This window comes from Geodermatophilus sp. Leaf369 (assembly GCF_001424455.1).
GTDB lineage: Bacteria > Actinomycetota > Actinomycetes > Mycobacteriales > Geodermatophilaceae > Klenkia.
The window spans coordinates 126425-152420 of record NZ_LMQA01000004.1 but is presented as its reverse complement, the minus strand read 5'-3'; the positions used below and the strand labels follow the sequence as shown (position 1 = coordinate 152420).

General features: G+C 74.2%; 23 protein-coding genes. 15 read left to right on the top strand and 8 right to left on the bottom strand.

What is annotated here, in order from left to right; all coding sequences use genetic code 11:
- The first annotated feature begins 103 nt into the window (after nucleotides 1-103).
- Genes ASG36_RS17115 through ASG36_RS17095 form a run of 5 tightly spaced genes read left to right on the top strand, consistent with a single transcriptional unit; the run spans nucleotide 104 to nucleotide 6364 of the window.
- Nucleotides 104-1066, top strand: coding sequence for an MBL fold metallo-hydrolase (locus ASG36_RS17115; protein WP_055766719.1), 963 nt, complete (start codon nucleotides 104-106; stop codon nucleotides 1064-1066).
- Nucleotides 1063-2643, top strand: coding sequence for an FAD-dependent monooxygenase (locus tag ASG36_RS17110; protein WP_055766716.1), 1581 nt, complete (start codon nucleotides 1063-1065; stop codon nucleotides 2641-2643). The genes ASG36_RS17115 and ASG36_RS17110 overlap by 4 nt, the downstream gene beginning before the upstream one ends.
- Nucleotide 2644: 1 nt before the next feature.
- Entirely contained in the window at nucleotides 2645-3835 is a 1191-nt protein-coding gene (locus ASG36_RS17105) for a homogentisate 1,2-dioxygenase (RefSeq protein WP_055766713.1), read from the top strand.
- Nucleotides 3832-4986 carry a fumarylacetoacetase gene (fahA, locus tag ASG36_RS17100; RefSeq protein WP_055766710.1) on the top strand — a complete coding sequence of 385 codons (1155 nt, stop codon included), beginning with the start codon at nucleotides 3832-3834 and terminating at the stop codon, nucleotides 4984-4986. The genes ASG36_RS17105 and fahA overlap by 4 nt, the downstream gene beginning before the upstream one ends.
- 37 nt (nucleotides 4987-5023) lie before the next feature.
- Complete coding sequence (locus tag ASG36_RS17095) at nucleotides 5024-6364, top strand: MFS transporter (protein ID WP_055766707.1); 1341 nt, start codon at nucleotides 5024-5026, stop codon at nucleotides 6362-6364.
- A gap of 40 nt (nucleotides 6365-6404) precedes the next feature.
- On the opposite strand, the gene ASG36_RS17090 is transcribed toward ASG36_RS17095, so the two are convergent.
- Nucleotides 6405-6884, bottom strand: coding sequence for a heme-degrading domain-containing protein (locus ASG36_RS17090; RefSeq protein WP_055766705.1), 480 nt, complete (start codon nucleotides 6882-6884; stop codon nucleotides 6405-6407).
- A 53-nt stretch (nucleotides 6885-6937) separates the two neighbouring features.
- Here ASG36_RS17090 and ASG36_RS17085 point away from each other — a divergent pair, with 53 nt between their 5' ends.
- The 3 genes from ASG36_RS17085 (at nucleotide 6938) to ppsA (ending at nucleotide 10675) form a co-directional block, all read left to right on the top strand.
- Complete coding sequence (locus tag ASG36_RS17085; protein ID WP_055766701.1) at nucleotides 6938-7324, top strand: VOC family protein; 387 nt, start codon at nucleotides 6938-6940, stop codon at nucleotides 7322-7324.
- A gap of 67 nt (nucleotides 7325-7391) precedes the next feature.
- Nucleotides 7392-8255, top strand: coding sequence for a pyruvate, water dikinase regulatory protein (locus ASG36_RS17080; protein WP_055766698.1), 864 nt, complete (start codon nucleotides 7392-7394; stop codon nucleotides 8253-8255).
- Entirely contained in the window at nucleotides 8252-10675 is a 2424-nt protein-coding gene (gene ppsA, locus ASG36_RS17075) for a phosphoenolpyruvate synthase (RefSeq protein ID WP_055766694.1), read from the top strand. Before ASG36_RS17080 ends, ppsA begins: the two co-directional genes overlap by 4 nt.
- A gap of 111 nt (nucleotides 10676-10786) precedes the next feature.
- Here ppsA and ASG36_RS17070 read toward each other — a convergent pair whose 3' ends face one another.
- Nucleotides 10787-11083 carry a YiaA/YiaB family inner membrane protein gene (locus tag ASG36_RS17070; RefSeq protein ID WP_055766691.1) on the bottom strand — a complete coding sequence of 99 codons (297 nt, stop codon included), beginning with the start codon at nucleotides 11081-11083 and terminating at the stop codon, nucleotides 10787-10789.
- 207 nt (nucleotides 11084-11290) lie between these two features.
- Between ASG36_RS17070 and ASG36_RS17065 the strand changes: the two genes are divergently transcribed.
- From ASG36_RS17065 to ASG36_RS17055, 3 genes are read left to right on the top strand one after another with little or no spacing between them, the layout of a single operon-like run.
- On the top strand, nucleotides 11291-12412 hold the full coding sequence (locus ASG36_RS17065; RefSeq protein WP_055766688.1) for an NDMA-dependent alcohol dehydrogenase: 1122 nt from the start codon (nucleotides 11291-11293) through the stop codon (nucleotides 12410-12412).
- Entirely contained in the window at nucleotides 12409-13362 is a 954-nt protein-coding gene (locus tag ASG36_RS17060; RefSeq protein ID WP_055766686.1) for a MoxR family ATPase, read from the top strand. The genes ASG36_RS17065 and ASG36_RS17060 overlap by 4 nt, the downstream gene beginning before the upstream one ends.
- Complete coding sequence (locus ASG36_RS17055; protein WP_200944543.1) at nucleotides 13359-14303, top strand: VWA domain-containing protein; 945 nt, start codon at nucleotides 13359-13361, stop codon at nucleotides 14301-14303. The genes ASG36_RS17060 and ASG36_RS17055 overlap by 4 nt, the downstream gene beginning before the upstream one ends.
- Here the strand turns inward: ASG36_RS17055 and ASG36_RS17050 are convergent.
- From ASG36_RS17050 to ASG36_RS17035, 4 genes are all read right to left on the bottom strand, one after another.
- Entirely contained in the window at nucleotides 14300-15202 is a 903-nt protein-coding gene (locus ASG36_RS17050; protein WP_200944542.1) for a 3-keto-5-aminohexanoate cleavage protein, read from the bottom strand. The genes ASG36_RS17055 and ASG36_RS17050 overlap by 4 nt on opposite strands.
- Nucleotides 15203-15272: 70 nt before the next feature.
- Entirely contained in the window at nucleotides 15273-17471 is a 2199-nt protein-coding gene (locus tag ASG36_RS17045; protein WP_055766681.1) for an MMPL family transporter, read from the bottom strand.
- Nucleotides 17472-17475: 4 nt separating this feature from the next.
- Nucleotides 17476-18069 carry a TetR/AcrR family transcriptional regulator gene (locus ASG36_RS17040; RefSeq protein ID WP_055766677.1) on the bottom strand — a complete coding sequence of 198 codons (594 nt, stop codon included), beginning with the start codon at nucleotides 18067-18069 and terminating at the stop codon, nucleotides 17476-17478.
- Nucleotides 18070-18136: 67 nt separating this feature from the next.
- Nucleotides 18137-19321: a Gfo/Idh/MocA family protein gene (locus ASG36_RS17035; protein ID WP_200944541.1), complete on the bottom strand. Its 1185-nt coding sequence runs from the start codon at nucleotides 19319-19321 to the stop codon at nucleotides 18137-18139.
- Between the two features lie 49 nt (nucleotides 19322-19370).
- Between ASG36_RS17035 and ASG36_RS17030 the strand changes: the two genes are divergently transcribed.
- The 3 genes from ASG36_RS17030 to ASG36_RS17020 all read left to right on the top strand — a co-directional run bounded on the left by ASG36_RS17030 (nucleotide 19371) and on the right by ASG36_RS17020 (nucleotide 24430).
- Nucleotides 19371-20405, top strand: a complete 1035-nt coding sequence (locus ASG36_RS17030; protein ID WP_200944540.1) for a Gfo/Idh/MocA family oxidoreductase — start codon at nucleotides 19371-19373, stop codon at nucleotides 20403-20405.
- Nucleotides 20402-23185: an FAD-binding and (Fe-S)-binding domain-containing protein gene (locus tag ASG36_RS17025; RefSeq protein ID WP_055766671.1), complete on the top strand. Its 2784-nt coding sequence runs from the start codon at nucleotides 20402-20404 to the stop codon at nucleotides 23183-23185. The genes ASG36_RS17030 and ASG36_RS17025 overlap by 4 nt, the downstream gene beginning before the upstream one ends.
- Before the next feature lie 96 nt (nucleotides 23186-23281).
- Nucleotides 23282-24430, top strand: coding sequence for a 3-deoxy-7-phosphoheptulonate synthase (locus ASG36_RS17020; RefSeq protein ID WP_235495163.1), 1149 nt, complete (start codon nucleotides 23282-23284; stop codon nucleotides 24428-24430).
- A gap of 4 nt (nucleotides 24431-24434) precedes the next feature.
- Here ASG36_RS17020 and ASG36_RS17015 read toward each other — a convergent pair whose 3' ends face one another.
- Nucleotides 24435-24752, bottom strand: coding sequence for a putative quinol monooxygenase (locus ASG36_RS17015; protein WP_055766668.1), 318 nt, complete (start codon nucleotides 24750-24752; stop codon nucleotides 24435-24437).
- Nucleotides 24753-24877: 125 nt separating this feature from the next.
- Nucleotides 24878-25156 carry a hypothetical protein gene (locus ASG36_RS22050; protein WP_055766665.1) on the bottom strand — a complete coding sequence of 93 codons (279 nt, stop codon included), beginning with the start codon at nucleotides 25154-25156 and terminating at the stop codon, nucleotides 24878-24880.
- Between the two features lie 45 nt (nucleotides 25157-25201).
- On the opposite strand from ASG36_RS22050, the gene ASG36_RS17005 reads away from it, so the two are divergent.
- Complete coding sequence (locus tag ASG36_RS17005; protein WP_157498899.1) at nucleotides 25202-25954, top strand: DinB family protein; 753 nt, start codon at nucleotides 25202-25204, stop codon at nucleotides 25952-25954.
- Nucleotides 25955-25996: the final 42 nt, after the last annotated feature.

Here is a 25996-nt window from a genome sequence, read left to right as displayed (position 1 = left end):
GACCCGCCGAGCCGGGGCGGGGGTTGTGGCCCCGCTCACCTGACCGGTAGCTTCTGAGCCGTTGAGCGAGCACGCTGCTCGCATTGCGGACAAGGGAGTCGGCATGGCAGGCAAGTCCTTCGCGTCCTCGGCGGACCTCGGGGTCAAGGAGCAGACCCTCGAGGTGCTCGCCGACGGCGTCTACGCCCTCACTGCCGAGGGCGACCCCAACCTGGGCGCCATCGAGGGGGAGGACTTCCTCGTCTGCTTCGAGGCGCTGGCCACCCCGGTCGCCGCCCGGCGCTGGCTGTCCCGGCTGCGCGAGCACACCGACAAGCCGGTGCGCTACCTGGTGCTGAGCCACTACCACGCCGTCCGGGTGCTGGGCGCGAGCGCCTTCGACGCCGAGGTGGTCGTCAGCAGCGAGCAGACCAGGGGCCTGATCGCCGAGCGCGGCCAGCAGGACTGGGAGTCCGAGTTCGGCCGGATGCCGCGGCTGTTCGAGGAGCCCGAGTCCATCCCGGGCCTGACCTGGCCCACGATGACCTTCCGCGACAAGCTGACGATCGAGCTCGGCGGGGACCGCGGCGAGCTGGTGCTCGAGCACGTGGGCCGTGGGCACACCGAGGGGGACATCGTGGCCTGGCTCCCGAAGCACGAGATCCTCTTCGCCGGCGACCTGGTCGAGTCCCAGGCCGCGCTCTACACCGGCGACGCGTTCCACTTCGACTGGGCGGCCGGCACCCTGGACCGGGTCAAGGCCTTCGGCGCCCAGCAGCTGATCGGTGGCCGCGGCGCCATCGCCCGCGGCCGCGACGAGGTCGACGCCGCCGTCGAGCAGACCCGCGCCTTCCTCACCACGATGCACGACACCGTGGGCACCGCGCACCGGGCCGGCGGCACCCTCAAGGAGGCCTTCGACGCCACCCACGCCGCCCTCGCCCCGCAGTTCGGGCACTGGCCGATCTTCGAGCACTGCCTGCCCTTCGACGTCTCCCGGCTCTGGGACGAGTTCTCCGGCATCGAGCGCCCGGTGATCTGGACGGCGGAGCGGGACCGCCAGGTGTGGGACCAGCTGCAGTCATGAGCACCGCCCCCGTCCTCGTGGTGGGTGCCGGTCCGGTCGGCCAGACCACCGCCCTGCTGCTGGCCCGCTGGGGGCTGCCGGTCGTCGTCCTGGACGCCCGGCCGGCGCGTGACCTGGTCGGCTCCAAGGCGATCTGCCAGCAGCGCGACGTGCTGGACGTCTGGGAGTCCGTCGGCGTCGGCGCCGAGGTCGCCCGCCGCGGGGTCACCTGGACCACCGCGCGCACCTTCCACCGCGACCACGAGGTGTTCAGCTTCGACTTCGTCGACCGCGGGCAGTCCCCGTTCCCGCCCTTCGTCAACGTCAGCCAGTGCCTCACCGAGGAGCTGCTGGACGAGGCGATCGCCGGGCAGCCGCTGATCGAGGTGCGCTGGGGGTGCGCGGTCGAGGGCATCGACCAGGACGACGACGGCGTCACCCTGCGCTGCGCGGACGGCGGCGAGCACCGGGGGAGCCACGCGGTGGTCTGTGCCGGCTCGCGGGCCGACGTGCTGCGCCGGGAGCTGGGGCTGACCTTCGACGGGCGCACCTTCGGCGACCAGTTCCTGATCTGCGACATCCGCACCGACCTGCCCGGCTGGGACACCGAACGGCGCTTCTACTTCGACCCGGAGTGGAACCCCGGCCGCCAGGTGCTCATCCACCCCTGCCCGGACTCCACCTTCCGGATCGACTGGCAGGTGCCGCCGGACTTCGACCTGGCCGCCGAGGAGGCCTCCGGCGGGCTGGACGCCAAGATCCGCCAGGTGGTCGGCGACCGGCCCTACGAGGTGGTCTGGAAGTCGGTCTACCGCTTCCACTCCCGGGTCGTGGACCGGATGCGGGTGGGCCGGGTGCTGGTCGCCGGCGATGCCGCGCACCTGGTCTCGCCGTTCGGTGCCCGGGGGCTCAACTCCGGGGTGCTGGACGCCGAGAACGCCGCCTGGAAGCTGGCCTGGGTGCGCCGCGGCTGGGCCGGGGACGAGCTGCTGGACAGCTACTCCGCCGAGCGGCACGCCGCGGCGGTGGAGAACCTCGACGTCACCGGCGCCACCATGCGCTTCCTGGTGCCGGCCACCCCGGAGGAGGCCGCGCACCGGGTCGACGTCCTCGAGCGGGCCACCGCCGACCCCGCGGCCCGGGCCCAGGTCGACTCCGGCCGGTTGGCCGAGCCGTTCTGGTACGTCGACTCCCCGCTGACCACGCCGGACCCCCGCCGTCCCTTCGCCGGCCGGCCGCCCCGCGGGGAGGCACCCGAGCCCGCGCCCGGCGTCCTCGCCCCGGACTGCCCGGTCACCGTGGCCGACCGCCCCGACCTGACCCGGCTGCGCCAGCTCGCCCGCGAGGGCGTGACCGTGCTCCTGGGCCGGGACGTCGAACCGGTCGACGTCGCCGACGACGGCACCCAGGTGCACCGGATCGACGACCTGGACCCCACCGGTCTGCTCGCCGGGGCGCTCGGCGCCTGCCCCGACGAGGTGTGGGTGCTGCGCCCGGACGCCCACGTCGCCGCGGTGCTCACCGACGTCGCCGCCGTCCCCGCCGCCCTCGCCCGGGCCACTGCCCGCGCCACCGCCCGCACCCTGGAGACGATCTGACATGGCCTTCTACCGGCAGGTGGGCAGCGTCCCGCCCAAGCGGCACACCCAGCACCGCCGTCCCGACGGCGGGCTGTACAGCGAGGAGCTGATGGGGGAGGAGGGCTTCTCGTCGGACTCCTCGCTGCTCTACCACCGCGGCATCCCCAGCTCGCTGGTCGACGCCCGGCCGTGGGAGCTGCCCGACCAGTCGCTGGTCGCCAACACCCCGCTGGTGCCGCGGCACCTCAAGCTGCACGACCTGTTCACCGACGCCGACCGCGACCCGGTGCTCGGCCGCCGGCTGGTGCTGGGCAACGCCGACGTGCGGATCTCCTACGCGGTGTCCTCGCAGACCAGCCCGTACTACCGCAACGCGGTCGGCGACGAGTGCGTCTACGTCGAGCGGGGGAGGGCGCGGGTGGAGACCGTGTTCGGCGCGCTGGAGGTCGGCCCGGGCGACTACGTCGTCATCCCGCGGGCGACCACCCACCGCTGGGTGCCCGACGGCGAACTGCGCACCTACGCCGTCGAGGCGAACAGCCACATCGGCCCGCCCAAGCGCTACCTGTCGAAGTACGGGCAGCTGCTGGAGCACGCGCCCTACTGCGAGCGCGACCTGCGTGGCCCCACCGAGGTGCTGGTCGAGGAGGGCACCGACGTCGAGGTGTACGTCAAGCACCGCGGCGACGGCCCGGGCGGGCTGGCCGGCACGGTGCACGTCACCCCCGAGCACCCCTTCGACGTCGTCGGCTGGGACGGCTGCCTCTACCCCTACGCGTTCAACATCAGCGACTTCGAGCCGATCACCGGCCGGGTGCACCAGCCGCCGCCGGTGCACCAGGTGTTCGAGGCCGGCAACTTCGTGATCTGCAACTTCGTGCCGCGCAAGGTCGACTACCACCCGCTCGCCGTCCCGGTGCCCTACTACCACTCCAACGTCGACAGCGACGAGGTCATGTTCTACGTCGACGGCGACTACGAGGCCCGCAAGGGCTCCGGCATCGGCAAGGGCTCGGTGTCGCTGCACCCGGGTGGGCACAGTCACGGCCCGCAGCCCGGCGCCGTCGAGGGTTCGCTGGGTGCCGAGTCCTTCGACGAGCTCGCGGTCATGGTCGACACGTTCCGGCCGCTGGGCCTGGGCGAGGCCGGCCGGGCCTCGGACGACGGCAGGTACGCCTGGTCCTGGTCGGGACGGGGGCCGGCTGCATGAGCCGGGACACCCACACCCTGCCCTTCGGCGTCTTCTCCGAGACCCCGGACGGGCCCCGGAGGGTCGGCGTCCGGGTCGACGACCTCGTGCTCGACGTGGGCGCGCTCGACCTCCCGCACGCCGCCGACTTCGCCACGGCGTCCCTCAACGCGTTCCTGGCCCGCGGCCGGGCGCACTGGGACGACGTGCGGGCCCGGTTGCAGGAGCTCCTGGCCCAGGGCACCGACCACCTGCTGCCGCTGGCCGGGCTGACCCTGCACCTGCCGGTGGAGGTGGCCGACTACGTCGACTTCTACAGCTCGCGGCACCACGCGGAGAACATCGGCCGCATGTTCCGGCCGGACTCCCCGCCGCTGACCCCCAACTGGACCCACCTGCCGATCGGCTACCACGGCCGGGCCGGGACGGTCGCCGTGTCGGGCACCCCCGTCGTCCGGCCCTCGGGGCAGCACAAGGCGCCCACGGACGACGTCCCCACGTTCGGGCCGTCCCGGCGGCTGGACATCGAGGCCGAGGTCGGCTTCGTCGTCGGCACCCCGTCGGCGCTGGGCACCCCGGTGCCGCTGGGCGACCTCGCCGAGCACGTGTTCGGCGTCTGCCTGGTCAACGACTGGTCCAGCCGCGACCTGCAGGCCTGGGAGTACGTGCCGCTGGGCCCGTTCCTCGGGAAGTCCTTCCTGACCAGCATCTCGCCGTGGGTCGTCCCGCTGGCTGCGCTCGCCGACGCCCGGGTGCCCGCGCCGCCCCGGGAGACCCCGGTGCTGCCCTACCTGGACGACGCCGAGCACCCCTGGGGCCTGGACCTCGAGCTGGTCGTGACGCTGAACGGCCAGGAGGTCAGCCGCCCGCCGTTCGCCCAGATGTACTGGACCCCGGCCCAGCAGCTGGCCCACCTCACGGTCAACGGGGCGAGCCTGCGCACCGGGGACCTGTTCGCCTCCGGCACGGTCTCGGGCCCCGAGCGTGACCAGCGCGGCTCGTTCATCGAGCTCTCCTGGGGCGGCGCCGAACCGCTGACGCTGGCCGACGGCTCGACCCGCTCCTTCCTCGAGGACGGCGACACCGTGACCATCACCGCGACCGCCCCCGGCCCCGGCGGCACCCGCATCTCCTTCGGGGAGGTCACCGGCACGGTCCAGCCCGCTCGCTGAGCGCCCCGCACCACACCCACGGACGACGGAGTCCCGCATGACCACCACGACCGACCGGCCCACCGGCCGCCACCAGACCACCCGCGAGGAGCGCAAGGTCCTCGCCGGCACGCTCGCCGGGACCACCATCGAGTGGTACGACTTCTTCATCTACGCCCAGGCGGCGACCCTCGTCCTCGCCCCGCTGTTCCTGGCCCCGGTCAGCGAGGACAACGAGGGCCTGGCCACCGTCATCTCGCTGGCCACCATCGGGATCAGCTTCCTGTTCCGGCCGCTGGGCGCGATCGTCGCCGGCCGCTACGGCGACCGGCTGGGCCGCAAGAAGATGCTGGTGTTCACCCTGCTGCTGATGGGCGCCTCGACCGCGCTGATCGGCCTGCTGCCCACCTACGCCAGCATCGGGATCGCCGCGCCCGTGCTGCTGATCGTGCTGCGGGTGCTGCAGGGCTTCTCCGCCGGCGGTGAGTGGGGCGGTGCCGCGCTGATGGCCGTCGAGCACGCTCCCCGCGGCCGCCGCGGGCTCTTCGGCGCCTACCCGGGCATCGGCGTCCCGCTCGGGCTGATCCTGGCCACCGGCGTGCTGCTGCTCATGACCACCCTCACCACCCCCGAGCAGTTCCTCGCCTGGGGCTGGCGGGTGCCGTTCCTGCTGTCGGTGGTGCTCATCGGGGTCGGCTACGTGATCCGCCGCTCGGTCGAGGAGAGCCCGGTCTTCCAGGAGATGCAGCAGCGCAAGCGGGAGTCCTCCGCGCCGCTGCGCGACCTCTTCGCGCACAACACCAAGCAGGTCGTGCTCACCGCGCTGGTCTTCGTCGCCAACAACGCCGCCGGCTACCTGGTGATCGCCTACTTCATCGGCTACGGCACCCAGACCCTGGGCCTGGCCCGCGGCCCGGTGCTCACCTGCATCGTGGTGGCCTCGGTGGGTTGGCTCGTGTTCACCCTCTACGGCGGCTCGCTGAGCGACCGGATCGGCCGGGTGCGCACCTTCCAGATCGGCTATGCGCTGGTCTTCGTCTGGATGATCCCGATGTTCCTGCTCGTCGACACCGCGAACATCTGGCTGTTCGGCATCGGGGTGCTGGTGCTCACCGTCGGGCTGGGGCTGTCCTACGGGCCCATGTCGGCGATGTACGCCGAGATGTTCCCGGTCGCCGTCCGCTACTCCGGAGTCTCGATCGGCTACGCCCTGGGCGCGATCCTGGGCGGTGCGTTCGCCCCGGCGATCAGCGAGCTGCTGGTGCAGGAGACCGGCACCGGCATCTCGGTGGGCGTCTACATGATGGTGCTGGCCGCGATCAGCTTCGCCGCCGTCTCGATGATCAAGGAGACCCGGGGCGCCGACCTGGGCGTCACCGCCTCCGACCCGGTCCGCTGAGTCCCGCCGGCCGGGTGGCCCAGCCACCCGGCCGAGCGGCTCAGGTCAGGTCGACGCCGAGGTGGTCGGCCAGCACCCGGACGACGAGGTCGTGGTCGGCCCGCTGCGGCAGCCCGGACACTGCGATCGTGCCCACGCACCCGGTGCCGCGCACCAGCACGGGGAACGCCCCGCCGTGCGCGGCGAACCGGTCGGGGTCCAGCCGGGACCCGGCCTCGAAGCTGGTCCCGCCCTGGCGGAACTGCTCGCCGATCAGCAGCGAGGAGTGCCCGAACCGGTCGACGACGGCGCACTTGCGCTCCAGCCAGGCGTCGTTGTCCGCCGACGAACCGGGCAGCGCGGTGTGGAACAGGCGCTGGCCGTTGCGGCGCACCGAGATCGCCACCGGCAGCTCCAGGCCCAGCGCCGTGGCCCGCAGCGTCGAGCCCACCGTCCAGGCGGTCGACTCGTCGAAGCCGTCGAACACCAGGCGGTGCTCCTGCTCGCGCAGCTGGTCCAGGAGGGTGGTGGGAGCGGTCATCGCTGCAGTCTGCCGGGTGCCGCTGCGCCCCCCGCGTGGTCCATGATCACGCGATGGACGTGAAGCTGGAGCTCGTACCGGTCCCGGTGTCCGACGTCGACCGGGCGCTGGTGTTCTACCGGGACGGCCTCGGGTGGCACGTCGACGTCGACCACGCGATGGACGGCGGTGTGCGGATCGTGCAGGTGACCCCGCCGGGGTCGGGGTGCTCGATCGGCTTCGGCACCGGCCTGGACCTCTACCAGGGCACCCCGGTGCGGGGCGTGCACCTCGTCGTCGCCGACGCGCACGCCGCCCGGGCCGAACTGGTCGGCCGCGGGGTGGACGTCACCGACGTCACCGACGTCGGCGGCGGGGTGCTGATGGCCTCGTTCGCCGACCCCGACGGGAACGGCTTCCTCCTGCAGGAGATGCCCTGGCGGAGCGGCGACGCGTTCTGAGCCGTGTGATGCTCACCCCCAGTAGTCCCTGTCGTGCAGCGTCGCGTGACCACCGGAGGAACACCTGATGACCGACGACGAACCGGTACCGGTGTTCTTCCTGTCCGACAGCACCGGGATCAGCGCCGAGACGATGGGCAACGCGCTGCTCATCCAGTTCCCCGACGTGCACTTCGAGCGCACCCTCATCCCGTTCATCTCCACCGTCGAGCAGGCCCGCGACGTCGTCGCCCAGCTCGACGCCGCGATGGAGGGCCCGGTGAAGCCGCTGGTGTTCACCACCGCCGCGGTCGACGAGGTGCGCGAGGAGCTGCTGCGCACCACGGCCCCGATCATCGACTTCTTCGGCATCCACATGGCCCGGGTCGAGGAGCAGCTGGGCTCCCGCGGGCTGCGCGAGGCCCGCCGGCTGCACGGGGTGGGCGACGTCCGGCGCTACAACGACCGGATGGCGGCCATCGAGTTCGCCATCGAGCACGACGACGGGCTGGGCTCGCGCGGACTGGAGCGGGCCGACGTCGTGCTGCTGGCGCCCTCGCGCTGCGGCAAGACCCCCACCGCCATGTACCTGGCCCTGCAGCACGGGCTCTTCGTGGCCAACTACCCGCTGGTCGACGAGGACCTGGAGACCACCGACCTGCCCCGCCCGGTCAAGGACCTCGCCGGGCGCTGCTTCGGGCTGACCACCACGGTCTCCCGGCTGTCCCGGGTCCGGCAGGAACGTCGTCCGGACTCGACGTACGCCAGCGAGGACCAGTGCCGCTGGGAGCTCCGCCGCGCCGTGGACATGTACGACACCCACAACCTGCCCACCGTCGACACCTCCGCGGCCTCGGTCGAGGAGATCGCCGCCGTCGTCATCCAGACCCTCGCCCGGCAGCGACGTCGCGCCGGGACCGCCCCCCGTCGTGGAAGGACCACCAGCCCATGAGCACCGACACCACCACCGGCCAGACCGTCCCCGCCGTGCCCGACGACGCCGACAACGTGCGCTGGTTCGCCGACCTGGGCCTGGCCGACCTCGAGGTCGTCGGCGGCAAGAACGCCTCCCTCGGGGAGATGATCAGCAACCTGGCCGACGCCGGGGTGAGCGTGCCCGACGGTTTCGCCACCACCGCCGCGGCCTACCAGCGGTTCCTGGGCGACACCGGGCTGGCCGACCGGATCAACGCCCAGCTCCGCGAGCTGGACACCGACGACGTCCGGGCGCTGTCGGCGGCGGGCAAGCAGATCCGGCAGGCCGTGGTCGACCAGCCGTTCCCGCCGGCCCTGGAGGCCGACATCCGCACCGCCTACGAGAAGCTCGTCGGCGACGACGCCGAGGCCTCCTTCGCCGTCCGCTCCAGCGCGACCGCCGAGGACCTGCCCGACGCCTCGTTCGCCGGCCAGCAGGAGACCTTCCTCAACGTGCGCGGCATCGACGCCGTGCTCCAGGCCGTCCGGGAGGTCTACGCCTCCCTCTACAACGACCGGGCCATCGCCTACCGCGTGCACCACGGCTTCGCCCACGCCGACGTGTCGCTGTCGGCCGGCGTGCAGCGGATGGTCCGCTCGGACGTCGGTGCCTCGGGCGTGCTGTTCACCATGGACACCGAGTCCGGCTTCCGGGACGCGGTGTTCGTCACCTCCGCCTACGGGCTGGGCGAGGGCGTCGTGCAGGGCGCGGTGAACCCCGACGAGTTCTACGTCTACAAGCCCGCGCTGGCCGCCGGCCGCCCGGCGATCCTCAAGCGCGGGGTCGGGGACAAGGCGACCAAGATGGTCTACACCGAGCACGCCGAGGTGGGCCGGACGACGGAGTTCGTCGAGGTCGCCCCCGCCGACCGGCGACTGCTGTCGCTCACCGACGACGAGGTGCTCACCCTCGCCCGCCAGGCGGTGAAGATCGAGGAGCACTACGGCCGCCCGATGGACATCGAGTGGGGCAAGGACGGCGTCACCGGGGAGATCCTGATCCTGCAGGCCCGCCCGGAGACGGTGCAGTCCCGCACCGGGTCCACCACCGAGCGCTACCGGATGACCGGCAGCGGGACGGCGGTCGTGGAGGGCCGGGCGATCGGGCAGAAGATCGGCGCCGGTGCCGTCCGCATGCTGTCCGACATCGAGCAGATGGACGGGTTCACCGCCGGCGACGTGCTGGTGGCCGACATGACCGACCCCGACTGGGAGCCGATCATGAAGCGCGCCTCGGCGATCGTCACCAACCGGGGTGGCCGCACCTGCCACGCCGCGATCATCGCCCGCGAGCTGGGCATCCCCGCCGTCGTCGGCACCGGCAACGCCACCCGGGCGCTGTCCGACGGCCAGGAGGTCACCGTCTCCTGCGCCGAGGGCGACACCGGGCTGGTCTACGAGGGCCTGGTCGACTTCGACGTCACCGAGACCAAGCTCGACGAGATGCCCGACATCCCCACCAAGATCATGATGAACGTGGGGACGCCGGAGCAGGCGTTCGCTTTCTCCCGGCTGCCGCACTCGGGGGTGGGCCTGGCCCGGCTGGAGTTCATCATCAACCGGCAGATCGGCATCCACCCCAGGGCCCTGCTGGAGCTGGACACCCTCGACGCGCCGCTCAAGGCCGAGATCGAGGAGAAGATCGTCGCCTACCCCTCGGCCCGGGACTTCTTCGTCCAGCGGGTCGCCGAGGGCGTCTCGATGATCGCCGCGGCGTTCGCCCCGGAGCCGGTGATCGTGCGGATGAGCGACTTCAAGAGCAACGAGTACGCCAACCTGCTCGGCGGGGAGGCCTACGAGCCGCACGAGGAGAACCCGATGCTGGGCTACCGCGGCGCCTCGCGGTACCTGTCGGCGGACTTCGCCGAGTGCTTCGCGATGGAGTGCGAGGCCCTGCGGTACGTGCGCGACGAGATGGGCCTGACCAACGTCAAGATCATGATCCCGTTCGTGCGGACCGTGGCCGAGATCGAGGGCGTCATCGAGCTGCTGGCCTCGCACGGGCTGCGCCGCGGGGAGAACGACCTGTCGGTGGTGATGATGTGCGAGCTGCCCTCCAACGCGCTGCTCGCCGACGCCTTCCTCGACCACGTCGACGGGTTCTCCATCGGCTCCAACGACATGACCCAGCTGGTGCTCGGCCTGGACCGCGACTCCTCCCTGGTCGCCGCCAGCTTCGACGAGCGCAACCCGGCGGTGCTCAAGGTGCTGGAGATGGCGATCGCGGCCTGCCTGGCCCGGGACAAGTACGTCGGCATCTGCGGCCAGGGCCCCAGCGACCACCCCGACCTCGCCGACTGGCTCCTCGAGCAGGGCATCGGCTCGATGTCGCTGAACCCCGACACCGTCGTCGACACCTGGCTGCACCTGGCGAAGACCGCCGCCGCCAAGGCCTGACCCCGGCTTCGATCAGCTCCGACGACACACGTGCGTCCTCCTCCACCGGGGTCGGTGGAGGAGGACGCACATTGGTCGTCTGAGCTGATCAACGCCGAGGGGGACGGCGGGTCAGAGCTGGGGCTGGCGGTACGGGTCGTGCTCGGCCAGCAGACGCTCCAGGCGGGCCTCGTCGAGGCGGGACATCACCGTCGAGCCCTCCTGGGCGTCCCGGATCACCTTGGCCAGGGTGAAGGCCGAGGTGACGACGAACAGGCCGGTCATCGCCAGGAAGGCCCGGGCCCAGGCGTCGATGGGCAGGTAGAGGATGCCGACCATCAGGCCCACCGTGCTGATCCCGAACGCCAGTGCGGCCTGGGCGAAGAAGGCCGAGGTGTTCTTGTTCTTCATCGGGTTGCTGCCGCTCATGGTCCGCTCCGTCCACCGGTGGGCGCCCTGTGCGCCCGCTGGGGTCCACCGTGCCCGCGGCCGGGACGCCGGGGGACCGCAGCACCACGGGGGTCCACTGAGTGGCGTTACTCACTTTCGGGGGTGGTGGCCACATGCGCACCCGACGAAGGTGGGGGAGCCGGCCCCGGCCGGACCCTGTGCAACGACGCGCGAAGGAGCTCCCCTGTGAAGACCAAGGCCGCGGTGGTCTACGAGACCGGCAAGCCCATCGAGATCGTCGAGCTGGACCTGGACGGCCCGCAGGCCGGTGAGGTGCTCATCCGCTACACCCACGCGGGGCTCTGCCACTCCGACGTGCACATCTCCCACGGCGACCTCGAGGCCCGGCTGCCGATGGTCCTGGGCCACGAGGGCGCCGGGATCATCGAGGAGGTCGGCCCCGGCGTGACCCGGGTGGCCGTCGGCGACCACGTGGTCTGCTCCTTCATCCCCAACTGCGGGGTCTGTCGCTGGTGTGCCACCGGCCAGCAGGCCATCTGCGACATGGGCGCGACGATCCTGGAGGGCTACCTGCCCGGCGAGCGCTTCCCGTTCACCGGCCCCGGTCCGATCAAGGACTACGGCGCGATGTGCATGCTCGGCACGTTCAGCCAGTACGCCACCATCCACCAGAACAGCGTGGTCAAGGTGGAGAACGACCTGCCGCTGGACAAGGCCGTCCTGGTCGGTTGCGGTGTGCCCACCGGCTGGGGCTCGGCGGTCAACGCCGCCGACGTGCAGCCCGGGGAGACCGTCATCGTCTCGGGCATCGGCGGCATCGGGATCAACGCCGTGCAGGGCGCCCGCTACGCCGGGGCCAAGAACCTCATCGCCATCGACCCGCTGGAGAACAAGCGGGAGAAGGCCATGGAGCTCGGCGCCACCCACGCCGTCGCGACGTCGGAGGAGGCCGGTGAGCTCGCCCGCCAGATGACCAACGGCAACGGCGCGGACAAGACCATCGTCACCGCCGGCCTGGTCACCGAGGAGATCGTCACCGGCGCGTTCGACGCCACCGGCAAGGGCGGCACCGTCGTCCTCACCGGGCTGAACAAGCTGTCGACCCAGAACGTCAACCTGCCCGGGTCGATCATGACGCTGTTCAAGAAGACGGTGAAGGGCTCGCTGTTCGGCGACTGCAACCCGACGGTGGACATCCCGAAGATCCTGGGGCTCTACCAGAGCGGGGACATCAAGCTCGACGAAATCATCACCCGCACGTACACGCTGGAGCAGGTCAACGAGGGCTACGAGGACCTGCTCAACGGCAAGAACGTCCGCGGTGTGCTGGTGCACGACCACTCGTGAGCCAGCTCTCCACGCTCCCCGGCCCGGACGCCACCGCGTCCGGGCCGGGTGACCCGGTCACCCCGGTCGTCGGCCGGGCCCGTGAGGTCGAGCTGCTCGTGGCCGCCCTGGACTCCGGGGCGCACGTGGTGCTCGAGGGCCCGCCCGGCACCGGCAAGACGACCCTGCTGCGGGCGGTCGCCGAGGAGGCGCACAGCGCGTTCGTCTTCGTCGAGGGCAACGCCGAGCTCACCCCGGCCCGGCTGATCGGGCACTTCGACCCCGCCCAGGTGCTGGAGCACGGCTACGGCCCGGAGACCTTCGTCGACGGCCCGCTGGTCGAGGCGCTGCGGCTGGGCGCGCTGCTCTACGTCGAGGAGGTCAACCGGATCCCCGAGGAGACCCTCAACGTGCTCATCACGGTGATGAGCGAGGGCGAGCTGCACGTGCCGCGCCTGGGTCGGGTCGCCGCCGCCCGGGAGTTCCGGCTGGTCGCCGCCATGAACCCCTTCGACGCGGTGGGCACCGCGCGGATCTCCTCGGCGGTCTACGACCGGGTCTGCCGGATCACCATGGGCTACCAGGGTGCCGACGACGAGGCCGCGATCGTCGACCTCAAGGCGCCGGCGCTGGACGAGGAGTGGCGCACGCGGGTGGTCGCGCTGGTGCGCGGCACCCGCGAGCACGCCGACGTCCGGGTCGGCTCCTCGGTGCGTGGGGCCATCGACCTCACCCGGTTGGCGGTGTCCCTGGCGGGCCGCCGCGGTGTGCCGACGACGGACTGGCACGTCGGGCTGGACGCCGCCCTGGTCGCCCTCTCGGGCCGCATCCGGCTGACCGAGTCGTGCACCCGCTCGCCGGAGGCCGTCGTCCGGGAGCTGTACGAGGCCCAGTTCGGCGCCGAGCCCACTCCCGACACCGACGACGACGCGAGCGACGACGAGGGCGGTGGTGCGCCGGGGGGAGCGTGAGCCCGCCACCGGCGGGCCCCGCACCCGGCGCCGACCGCCCGGCCCGGCCACGCTCGCGGCCCGGTGACCGGACGACGCCGCGCAGCGAGCTGGCGCGGCGGTCCTCGTTCGCGGAGATCTCCCCGGAGGTCGGGGTGCTCGACGCCGACGCCTTCGACGACGCGCTGGCCGCCGACCCCGACGACGCCCTGGCGCTGCTGGCCGAGATGGCCGGGGCCACCGACGAGTCGCTGCGCGCGGCCGCCCGGCGGCTGGCCGGCCGGATCGTGCTCGACCGGGCCCGCCAGGGCCCGCCCCGCGACCGGGGGATCGGCAGGCTGCGCGCGGTGCCCGCCGACCGTGGGGGCGACCTGGACCTGGACGCCTCGATGCCGGCGATCGCCGACGCCCGGGCACTGGGCCGGGCGCCGGCGCTGGACGAGCTGACCGCCCGCGCCTGGGCCCGTCCGGAGCTCGCCGTGTGCCTGCTGGTGGACGCCTCGGGCTCGATGGGCGGCGCCCGGCTGGCCGCGGCCGCGCTCACCGCGGCGGCCTGCGCCTGGCGCGCGCCGGGGGACTGGGCGGTGCTGTCCTTCGCCCGCGGGGTCACCGAGCTGCGCACCATCGGCTCGGCGAGCCCGCCCACCGACGTGGTCGACCGGGTGCTCCGGCTGCGCGGGGACGGCGTCACGGCCCTGTCGGCGGCGCTGAGCGCGGCGGGGGAGCAGCTGGGCCGGTCGCGGGCGGCCCGGCGGGTGACCGTGCTGCTCTCGGACTGCCGGGCCAGCGACGACGTCGACCCGGTGCCCGCGGCGGCCCGGCTGGACGAGCTGGTGGTGCTGGCCCCGGCCGACGACTGCGACCAGGCCGCCGAGCTGGCTGCCCGGGTGGGCGCCCGCTGGGCGCCGATGCAGGGTCCGGCCGACGCGCCGGCGGCACTCAGCGAGCTGCTGACCCGCTAGTCCCGCGGCGGCCGGGCGTGCAGGGCCAGGCCCAGCACCGCCCGCGTCTCGGCGATGGTGGTGGGCCGGGTGCCGAGGTCGGCGAGCAGCTCGACCGCGCCGCGCACCAGCTCGGCGTTCGTCGGCGTCCCGGGGCCGGCGAAGTCCTCCAGCCCGACCCGCAGGTGGCCGCCCCGGCGCACCGCGTGCTCGGCCAGCCCGCAGGCGACGACGTCCCCACCGAGCACGGCCACCGACCACGGCAGCCCGCTGGGCTCCAGCAGCTCGAGGTAGGCCTCCAGCGCGGTGGGCGTGGGCGGCAGCCCGAACTCCAGCTGGCCGCCGAAGTACAGCTTGACGATCGCCCCGGCGGGCAGCCGGCCGTGCCGCTGCAGGGTGAGCGCGGTGCGCAGGAAGCCGGGCTCGAAGACCGAGATGCTGGGGGCGGCCCCGAGTGCCGTCGTCCGGGCGCACATGTGCTCGGTGTCGGCGGTGCTGTTCTGGTAGGGCCCGGCCGCCGCGGCGGGCGGGCACGTCCCGTCCGACATCAGACCGAGGTCCACCGAGCCCGGGTCGACCAGCGTCATGCCGCCCAGCCGCCGACGGGCGAGTTCCTCGACGTGTCCCCACCGGTCCTCGACCGCGATGCCCCGGGCCCCGGCGGCCATCGTGGGGTAGAGCAGCACGTCGGGGTGCGCGGCCAGGACCGGCGTCCAGGCCAGGACGTAGGGCTCGACGGCGTGCACCCCGGTCTCGGTGAACATGGTGTCGTCGGTGTGGTGGTGCCCGATGGTCGCGCCGAGGTCCATGCAGGCCAGCAGGTCCCGGCTCACCTCGAGCGGTGTGCGGGGCACGTGCGGGTTGACCGACGGCGGCGTCGAGCCGTTGACCGCGACTTCCAGGACCACCGGTGCAGGCACGCACCGATCCTGGCAGCAGGAGGGCCCGGCGGTCGGGTCGACCACCGGGCCCTGCTGTCCGTGCTGTCGGTCAGGCCCGGCCGGCGGGCTCCGGCGCCTCGTGCCGACCGTGCTCGGCGGCCGCCGGCCGCGAGGTCTCCAGCGCGCTGCCCTCGACGTCCAGGTGCGGCAGCCAGCCCAGCCAGCGGGGCAGCCACCAGGCCCGCTCGCCCAGCAGGGCGAGCGCAGCGGGCACCAGCACCATCCGGACGACGAAGGCGTCGAAGAGGATGCCGGCGGCCAGCGCGAAGGCGATCGACTTGATCGTCGCGTCACCGGCCGGCACGAACCCGGCGAACACCGAGAACATGATCAGCGCGGCGGCGACCACCACCGGGGCGGCGCGGGTGAAGCCCAGCCGCACCGCGTCGATGGCCTTGGCGCCCTGGGTGTGCGCCTCGTGCATCCGCGACACCAGGAAGATCTGGTAGTCCATCGCCAGCCCGAAGAGGATCCCGATCACCAGGATCGGGGTCAGGCTGATCAGCGGACCGGTGGAGTCCAGGTTGACCAGGCCGGACAGCCAGCCCCACTGGAAGACCGCGACGGTGGCCCCGAGCGAGGCGCCGATGGTGAGCAGGAAGCCCAGCACGCCGATCAGCGGGACCAGGATCGAGCGGAACACCAGGATCAGCAGCACCAGGGCCAGCCCGACGACGAGCACCAGGTAGACCGGCAGGGCGGCGTCCAGGCTCTGGGCGACGTCCACGCTCACCGCGGTGGCACCGGTGACGGCGGCGTCCACCCCGTCGGTGTCGGCGAGCAGCCCGCGCAGGTCGGCCACCAGGGTCTCGGTTGCCTCCGAGGTGGGCCCGGACTGCGGGATGACGGTGAGCAGCGCCGCGCTGTCGTCGGCGTTCGGGATCGCCGGGGTGACGGTGGCGACGTCGGTGAGCCCGGTGATGGCCGGGGCCAGCGCGGTGGCCTGCTCGGCGGCACCGGCGCCGTCGAAGAACACCGTGATCGGGCCGAGCAGGCCCTCGCCGAAGCCGTCGGAGAGCAGGGCGTCGGCGCGGGCCTGGGAGGTGCCCTCGGCCGGGGTCTGCACCAGCGTGGTCTGCATCGAGAAGAACGGGATCGAGACGACGCCCAGGGCGAGGACCGCGGTCAGCAGCGAGAGCACCCGGTGCTTCGTGACGGTGCCGATCCAGCCGGCCAGCGCGCGACCCTCCCGGGCGGGCACCAGCTCGGCACCGTCGGCGGCGCCCCGGTGCCTGCGCGGCAGCACCCGGCGGCCGAGCAGACCCAGGACGGCGGGCACCAGGGTCAGCGCGACCAGCACGGCGACCAGGATGGTGGCCGCGGCAGCCAGGCCCATCTGGGTGAGGAACGGGATGCCGACGATCGACAGCCCGGTCAGCGCGATGACGACGGTGAGCCCGGCGGTGACCACGGCGGACCCGGCCGTGCCGACCGCGGTGGCGATCGCGGCCCCCACGCTCGAGCCCCGGGCGAGTTCCTGCCGGTACCGGCTGACGATGAACAGCGCGTAGTCGATCCCGACCGCCAGGCCCAGCATCGCCGCCAGGATCGTGGTGGTCGAGGACAGCTCGACGAAGCCGGTGACGATGGTGATGCCCAGCACGCCGACGCCGACCCCGACGATGGCGGTCAGCAGGTTCATCCCCGCGGTGACCAGCGAGCCGTAGGTGACGGCGAGGACGACGAGGGCGACGACGACGCCGAGCACCTCGGCGATGCCCCCGATGTGGAACGGGGGCTGTGCGGCGTCCCCGCCGACCTCGGCGGTCAGGCCGGCGTCGCGGGCGGTGTCCAGGGCGGCGGCGAGGGCGTCCTGGTCCTCGACGGTGACCTCACCGGGGCCGACGTCGTAGGTGACCGTGCTGTACGCGGTGGTCTGCTCGGCGTTGACCGTGGGCTGGGCCGGGTCCAGCGGGTTGCTGGCCGACACCACGCCGGGCTGCTCGGCCAGGTCGGCGACGAGCGCGGTGACCACGGCGGCGTTCTCCGGGGTGGTCAGCGTCTGCCCGTCCGGGGCCTGCAGGACGACGCGGGCGGTGGCCCCGTCACCGGTGCCGCCGAACTCCTCGCCGATCCGCTCCAGTGCCCGGGTGGACTCCTGACCGGGGATGGAGAAGGAGTTGGTCGTGGTGCCGGCCAGGGTGACCGCGCCGACGCCGCTGAGCAGCAGCACCAGCACCCAGGTCAGGACCACGGGGAGTCGGCGGCGGTAGGAGAACGCGCCGAGACGGGACAGCAGGGCAGCCATGGGGTCAGGCCTCCATCGAGGGGTGGGCGGGGGTGCGGGTGGAGCGGTGTCCGAGGGTGTCGAGCGCCGTGGCGACCATGAGCGGGCGCCACGCGGTGGTGAGGTCCTCCTGGACCGCCGCCAGGGCGAGGACGGCCAGGCCGGCGAGCGCGCCGATCACCCGCACGACCCGCTCCGGGTCGGTGTCGGCGACGGCCTCGGGGTCGACCCCGAAGGCGCGCATCGCGGCCGCGGCGGCGTCGGTGGGGTCGTGCTGGCCGGGGTCGGCGGTGATCGGGGTGAGCAGCAGGGAGACGACGCCAGGGTGGGCCAGCGCGATGTCCACCACGACCTCGACGGCGCGCCGGTCCCGGTCGGGCCCGGGCGGCAGGCCCTCGACGGCGTCCAGCAGCCGCCCGCCGAGTGCGTCGGACTGCGCGAGGACGGCGTCGTGCAGCTGCTCCTTGCTGGGGAAGTGGTGCAGCAGGCCGGCCTTGGACAGCCCCACGGCGTCCGCGACGTCCTGGACGGAGGTCTTGGCGAACCCCCGGCGGGCGAAGATCGCCGCGGCGCGGTCGAGGATGCCCGCGTCGATCTGCTGGCGGAACGGTCGTGTCACGGGGACGACGGTAACCGCCGCCGACCGATCTGGTCGGCTCACCGACCGATCTGGTCGGTGGGCTTGCTCACCCCCGGACGGGGCTCCACGCACGGGTGGCCACCGAGGTGCCGACGGCGGCGAGGACCTCGGCGGCGGCGACCGCATCGGCCGGGGTGGCGCCCCCGCTGCGTCCGGCCAGCACACCGGTGAGGAACGCCGCGCACTCGGCGACCTTGGTGTCGTCGAAGCCCAGCCCGTTCCCGGCGCCGGGCTGGAAGCGGGCGAAGACGCCGTCCCCGGGCACCGAGGTGGTCGTGGTGGCGAACCGGTCGGTGTGCCCCTCGCCGGCGCAGACCACCAGCTCGGCGGGACGGCGGAAGTCCCAGGCCAGGAACCCGCGGTCGCCGTGCACCTCGAACCCGTAGTCGTTCTGCTTGCCGACCGCGACCCGGCTGGCCTCCAGGAACACCATCGACCCGGCGACGGTGCGGGCCAGGAAGGCGACGTGGTCGTCGTTCTCCACCTCGCCGGTCGGGCCGCCCACGACGGTGTCGTACTGGCTGGCGCCCTCGGCGGCCAGGGGACGCTGCCGGATGAACCGCTCGGTGTCCGCGACCACCTCGGCGACCTCCCCGAGCAGGAAGCGGACCAGGTCGACCCCGTGCACCGCGAGGTCGCCGAGCACCCCGGTGCCGCCCTGCGCGGTCTGGAAGCGCCAGGTCAGCGAGCCGGCGGGGGAGGCGGCGTAGTCGGTGAGCAGCCGCACCCGGGTGTGCCGGACGGCGCCGAGCGCGCCGTCGGCGATCAGCTGCCGGGCCCGCGCGACCGCCGGCACCTGCCGGTAGTTGAACCCCACCGTGGCGCAGACCCCGGCCGCGGCGACGGCGTCGGCCACCGCCCGGGCGTCGGCCACGGTCAGCCCGACCGGCTTCTCGATCCACAGGTGCTTGCCCGCCTCGGCGACCGCCACGCCGATCTCCCGGTGCAGTGCGTTGGGCGCGGTCACGCTCACCACGTCGACCTCGGGGTCGGTGAGCACGTCGCGCCAGTCGACGGTGGAGCGGGCGAACCCGTACCGGGCCACGGCGTCCTCCCGGGCGGTGGCCACCGGGTCGGCCACGACGACCAGCCGCGGGCGCACCGGCAGCTCGGGCCAGTGGTGGGCCAGCCGGAGGTGGGCCCGGGCGTGCAGGTGGCCCATCCAGCCGGCGCCGACGACGGCGACCCCGACCGTGTGCGGGCGGGCGGGCTCCTGGGGGGCGCTGGTCACGAGGTGTGAGCCTGGCACGTCACCGGGCGCGGGGTCGTAGCGTGCTGCTGTGCCGACCACGACCGACCCCCGTCCGCTCCCGGGCCCGGTGCGGGTGGCCGTCGTCGGCGCCGGCGTGATGGGGGCCCACCACGCGGCCCGGCTCGCCGGGCACGTCGCCGGGGCCCGGGTCACCGTCGTCGCCGGCGGGTCGGGTGCGGCGGCGCTGGCCGCCACCCTCCCGGGCTGCCGGGTCGAGGCCGACCCGTACGCCGCGATCACCGCCGAGGACGTCGACGCCGTCGTCGTGGCCGGCCCCGACGACACCCACGCCGGGTACGCGCTGGCCTGCCTGGCCGCCGACCGGCCGGTGCTCTGCGAGAAGCCGCTGGCCGACACGGTCGAGGCCGCCGCGGAGGTGGCCGCCGTCGACGCCGCGGTGGCCGCCCGCACCGGCCGGTCGCTGGTGCAGGTCGGGTTCATGCGCCGCTTCGACCCCGACTTCCGCGCGCTGCGGACGACGATCGCCGACCGGGAGCTGGGGGAGCCGCTGCTGATGCACTGCGTGCACCGCAACGCGAGCAGCCCGCCGCGGGCCACGACCGACCTGATGATCACCGGCTCGGTCGTGCACGAGGTGGACACCGTCCGCTGGCTGCTGGGCGAGGAGGTCACCGCGGTCACCGTGCACCGGCCGCGGGCCACCCGGCACGCCCCGGCGGGGGAGTCCGACCCGCTCCTGGTGCTGCTAGAGACCAGCGGCGGCCGGCTGGTCGACGTCGAGTGCTTCGTGCGCACCGGGGTCGGCTACGAGGTGCGCACCGAGCTGGTCGCCGAGGACGGCAGCGTGCTGGTCGGGCTGCCCACCGGCCCGGTCCGGCAGACCCCCGGGCACCGGGGGACCGCGGTGCCGGCGGACTACCGGACCCGGTTCGCTGCGGCGTACGACCTGCAGCTGCGGGCCTGGCTGGACGCCGTCGCCGCCGGACGCGGGGTGGCCGGACCCGGTGCGCGGGACGGACTGGCCGCCGCGGTGGTCTGCGCGGCCGGACTCCAGGCGCTAGCCACCGGTCGTCGGGTCGAGGTCCCGGCGCTGCCGGCATGAGCCTCGTCGAGGCCCTGCGGGCCGCGGGGCTGACCGAGGTGGAGGACGGGACGCGCCGGCGGGCCGAGTACAGCTCGGACGCCTCCAACCACCGCGTCGTCCCCACCGCGGTCGCGTACCCCCGGCACACCGACGAGGTGCTCGCCGCGCTGGCGGTCTGCCGCGAGCTGGGCGCGCCGCTGACGATGCGCGGCGGGGGCACCTCGATCGCCGGCAACGCCATCGGCCCCGGCCTGGTGCTGGACACCTCCCGGCACCTGACCCGCATCCTCGCCCTGGACCCCGAGGCCGCCACGGCAACCGTGCAGCCCGGCGTGGTGCTCGACGACGTGACCCGCGCCGGTGCCCCGCACGGGCTGGCCTACGGGCCGGACCCCTCGACCCACTCCCGGGCCACCTTCGGCGGCACGATCGGCAACAACGCCTGCGGGGCGCACGCGATGAGCGCCGGGCGGGCCGCGGACACCGTGGTCGCCCTGGACGTCGTCACCGCCGCGGGTGACCGGTTCACCGCCGGACCGGGCTCGGCCGGCCCGGTCGACCTCTGGCCGGTGGTCGACGGGGCGCTGGCCGCGATCCGCACCGGGTCCGGGCGCTTCCACCGGCAGGTGTCGGGCTACTCGCTGGAGCACCTGCTGCCCGAGCGGGGCCGGCACGTGGGCCGGTTCCTGGCCGGCAGCGAGGGCACCCTGGCCGTCCTGCTGGGGGCGACCGTCTCCCTCGCGCGGGTGCCGGCGGCCACCGCCCTGGTCGTGCTGGGCTACCCCGACATGCCGGCGGCCGCGGACGCCGTCCCCGGCCTGCTGCCGCACGCCCCGCGCGCGGTCGAGGGCCTGGACGCCCGGCTGGTCGAGGTCGTCCGCGGCCGCAAGGGCCAGGACGCCGTCCCGGACCTGCCGCGGGGGGAGGGCTGGCTGTTCGTCGAGGTCGGGGGCACCTCGCCTGCCGACGCCGCGGACGCCGCGCGCCGGCTCGCCGCCGACGCCGGGGCGCTGGACTCCCTCGTCGTGACCGGCGCGGACGCGCTCCGGCTGTGGCGGATCCGGGAGGACGGCGCAGGCCTGGGCGGGCGCACCCCCGCCGGCGCCCCGGCCTGGCCCGGCTGGGAGGACGCCGCCGTCCCGCCCGAGCACCTGGGCGCCTACCTGCGGGACTTCCGCGGCCTGCTGCACGCCCACGGACTCGACGCACTGGTCTACGGGCACTTCGGGGACGGCTGCGTGCACGCCCGGATCGACTTCCCGTTCGCCGACCGGCCCCGGGTGTACCGGGAGTTCGTCACCGCGGCGGCTGACGTGGTCGCCGGGTACGGCGGCTCGGTGTCCGGCGAGCACGGGGACGGCCGGGCCCGCAGCGAGCTGCTGCCCCGGATGTACGCACCCGAGCTGATCGCCGCCTTCGCCGCGGTCAAGCACGCCTTCGACCCGACGGGGCTGCTCAACCCGGGGGTGATCACCGACCCCGAGCCGCTGGACGCGACGCTGCGGGTGCCCGCGGCCCGGGCGCTGCCGTCGCGGGTGTTCACGCTGCCGCACGACGGCGGCGACCTGTCGGTGGCCGCGCACCGGTGCGTGGGCGTCGGCAAGTGCCGGGCCGACGCGACCGCCACCGGCGGCGTGATGTGCCCGTCGTTCCTGGCCACCCGGGACGAGAAGGACTCCACCCGCGGCCGCGCGCGGGTGCTGCAGGAGGCCGCCAACGGCACCCTGGTCGGCGGGCTCGCCGCCCCCGAGGTGCTCGAGTCCCTGGACCTCTGCCTGTCCTGCAAGGGCTGCGCCTCGGACTGCCCGGCCGGTGTCGACATGGCGACCTACAAGTCCGAGGCGCTGCACGCCCGGTACCGCCGCTGGTGGCGGCCGCGGTCGCACTGGTCGCTGGGCTGGCTGCCGGTCACCGCGCGGCTCGTCGCCCGCGCGCCCCGGCCGGTCAACGCCCTGCTGGGGACGACGGCCGTCGCCGCGCTGGCCCGGGCCGCCGGCGGCATCGACCCCGCCCGCCCGCTGCCCCGGTTCGCCGAGCAGACCTTCCGCGCCTGGTTCGCCGACCGCCCGGTGCGCACGGGCGGCGACCCGGTCGTGCTGTTCGTGGACACCTTCACCGACCACTTCACCCCCGCGGTCGGGCAGGCCGCCGTGGCCGTGCTGGAGGACGCCGGGTTCGCCGTCCGGGTCACCGAGCCGGTCTGCTGCGGGCTGACCTGGATCTCCACCGGCCAGCTCGACACCGCCCGCAGCCAGATCGCCCGCACCGTGGCCGCCCTCGACGTCGGGCTGCCGGTGGTCGGGCTGGAGCCCTCGTGCACCGCGGTCCTGCGCGGGGACGCCGAGGAGCTGGTGCCCGGCGAGGCCGCGGCCCGGGTCGCCGCCGCCACGCACACCCTGGCCGAGCTGCTGGCCACCCGGACCGGGTGGTCGCCGCCGGACCTGACCGGGGTGCACGGGGTGGCCCAGCCGCACTGCCACCAGCACGCCGTCCTGGGCTGGGAGGCCGACCGGGCACTGCTCGCCGCCGCCGGGGCCGACGTCACGGCGGTGGGGGGCTGCTGCGGGCTGGCCGGCAACTTCGGCGCCGAGGCCGGGCACCACGCGGTGTCCGTCGCCGTCGCCGAGACCGCGCTGCTGCCCGCCGTCCGCGCCGCCGCCCCGGGGGCGACCTTCCTGGCCGACGGCTTCAGCTGCCGCACCCAGCTCGACCAGGTCGGCGGCGTCCGCGGCGAGCACCTGGCCGAGCTGCTGGCCGCCCGGCTGCCCGCGACCGGGGCACGGGATGCTGTGCGCTGACCGACACCCCGTTCCAGGAGGCACCCCATCCACGCTGACCAGCTCCTGCCGACGGCGACCCGCATCGCCGACGCCCTGCTGGAGGTCCAGACGCGGGTGAACGCCCAGATCGACGCCGCCCACGCCGAGCTGCTCCCCGCCGTCCAGGCCGCCATGGGCGTCGACGACGGCACCGCGGTCGAGCCCGGCGACCTGGTCGACGCCCGGATCACCGGCGCCAGCGTCGTCGTGACCCCGGCGGCGGTCGCGGCCGTCGTCCCGCTGACCGCGGCCTCGGCGGCCACCACCCGGGCCGGCCGACGGGCCACCGCCGCCGTCCTCCGCGGCGAGGACCACCGGCTCGCCGTCATCGCCGGGCCCTGCTCGATCCACGACCCGGTCGCCGCGCTGGAGTACGCCGCGTTCCTGGTCGCGATGCGCGAGCGGCACGGTGGCGACCTCGAGATCCTGATGCGCACCTACACCGAGAAGCCGCGCACCGAGGTCGACTGGAAGGGCTTCGCCTACGACCCGTTCCTGGACGGCTCCAGCCGGATCAGCGTCGGCCTGGTCGCCACCCGGATGCTCATGGCCGAGATCACCGCGCTGGGCGTCCCGGTCGCCGCCGAGCCGCTCAACGCCCTGACCCCGCAGTACGTCGACGGACTGGTCACCTACGCCGGCGTGGGCGCCCGCAACGTCACCGACCAGACCGCCCGTGAGCGGGTCTCCGGGTTCTCCTCCGTGGTCGGGTTCAAGAACTCGCCCGAGGGCAGCATCGACGTCGCCGTCTCCGCGGTGATATCCGCCCGCGCCGCGCACGAGTTCCTCGGCGTCGACCGGCACGGGGTCAGCGCCCAGCTGTCCACCACCGGCAACGACACCGGGCACGTGATCCTGCGCGGGGACGCCGCCGGCCCGAACTACTCCGCCGCCCACGTCGCCGACACCCGCCGCCGGCTCGCTGCCCGCGGCCTGCCCGAGGTGCTGGTGGTGGACGCCTCGCACGGCAACAGCCAGAAGGACCACCGCCGCCAGGCCGACGTCGTCCGGGACCTGGCCGGGCAGGTCGCCGGCGGGGAGACCGCGATCCGCGGCGTGATGATCGAGAGCAACCTGGTCGCCGGCCGCCAGGACCTCGATCGCACGCAGCCCGGTGGGCTGGTCTACGGCCAGTCGGTCACCGACGCCTGCGTCGACCTGCCCACCACCGAGGCCCTCCTCGCCGACCTCGCCGCTGCCGCCCGCACCCGCCGCGCCGGCTGAGCGCTCAGCCGGGGAACGTGGACCAGGTGGGGGTGAGCCGGCGCACTTCGGGAGGGCCCAGCAGCAGCGGGGCGACCTCGCGCTCGTAGGCGAGGTACACCTCGGTGCGCAGGAACCCGGCGGCGGCCTCGGCGTCGGCGTAGACCTGGAACGCGGTGATGCGGTCGTGGTCGCCGTCGTCCAGGCAGTAGACGTAGGCGAGGTGACCGGGGTTGTCCGCGACAGCGGGGGCCATCCGCTCCTCCCAGATCGCCCGCACGGCATCCCGCTCCCCGGGTCGGGTGCGGTGGGAGATCAGCACGGCGACGGCGTTCGGTGTCATGGGCCGACCCGAGCAGACCACCGCGTCCCGGTCAACGCCCCTGCCCGGCCGCCGCACGACCTGATGACGAGCGCCCTCGTCGTCACCGGTCCTGACGACAAGGGCGTTTGTCGTCGGGGTGGGCGTCAGTCCTGGCGGAGGCTGCGGGCGACGACCTGGGAGCGGCGGACGGGGAGGTCACGGCCGCGCAGGGACGCCGCGTCCAGGTGGTCGAGCAACAGGTCCAGGCCCTCCGCCGAGAGGGCGGTGACCGAGCCGGCGTCGATCGCCGCCACCGGGACCGGTTCGCGGCCGTGCCGGCCGTGGAAGTCCGCCACGACCTCGGCCGACACCACACCGGCCAGGCACAGCACGCCCCCGTCTGAGGTGTTGAGGAGCCGGACCACGCCGCGGACGTCGTTCATCGGCCCAGTCTGGTGCGCACCTCGCCCGTCGGCCAGGGTGTGGCGGTGGACATCCCCCGGGGCACGGACCTGCGCGGCGCGGTGGTGGTCGAGGCCGACCTGCGCGGCGCGCGGCTCGTCGGCTGCGTGGTCGACGGGCTGCGGGTGGACTCCTTCGCCGGCGACCTCGGCTCGGTGGTGGTGGACGACGTGGAGGTCGGCGGCTTCGTCCGCGACACCCTCGACGCGCGGCACCCCGAGCGGCGCCAGCTGCGGGCGGTGCGGACCGCGGACGACCACCGGGCGATGTGGACGACCGTCGAGCGGCTCTGGACCGGGACGCTGGCGTCGGCCGAGGCGCTCCCGGACGCTGTCTGCACCGCGCGGGTGGACGGTGAGTGGTCGCTGACCGACACCGTCCGGCACCTGGTCTTCGCCGTCGACGTGTGGCTGGGGCGCGTGCTCGCCGACGAGCCGCGACCGGTCCACCCGCTGGGCCTGCCGACGGGGGACACCTCACCGCGGACGGTCCGGGACCTCGGGCTGGACCCCGCGGCCACCCCGTCCTGGGCGGAGGTCGTCGCGGTGCACGCCGGTCGGCTCGCCGACGTCCGGGCCGCCCTGGCCGAGCTCACCGACGACCGGCTGGACGACGTCCGCACCGTCGCCCCGATCCCGGAGTGGGGAACGGAGTCGCACACCGTCCAGGCCTGCTTCCGGGTGCTGGCGGCCGAGCACGTCGAGCACCGGCGGTACGCGGTGCGTGACCTCGCCCGGCTGTCCGGTCCCGGAGGGGCTCCGGCGGCCACCCCCGACTAGGTTCACCCCGGTAGGACACGGGCTGAGCAGTGGGAGTGGTGG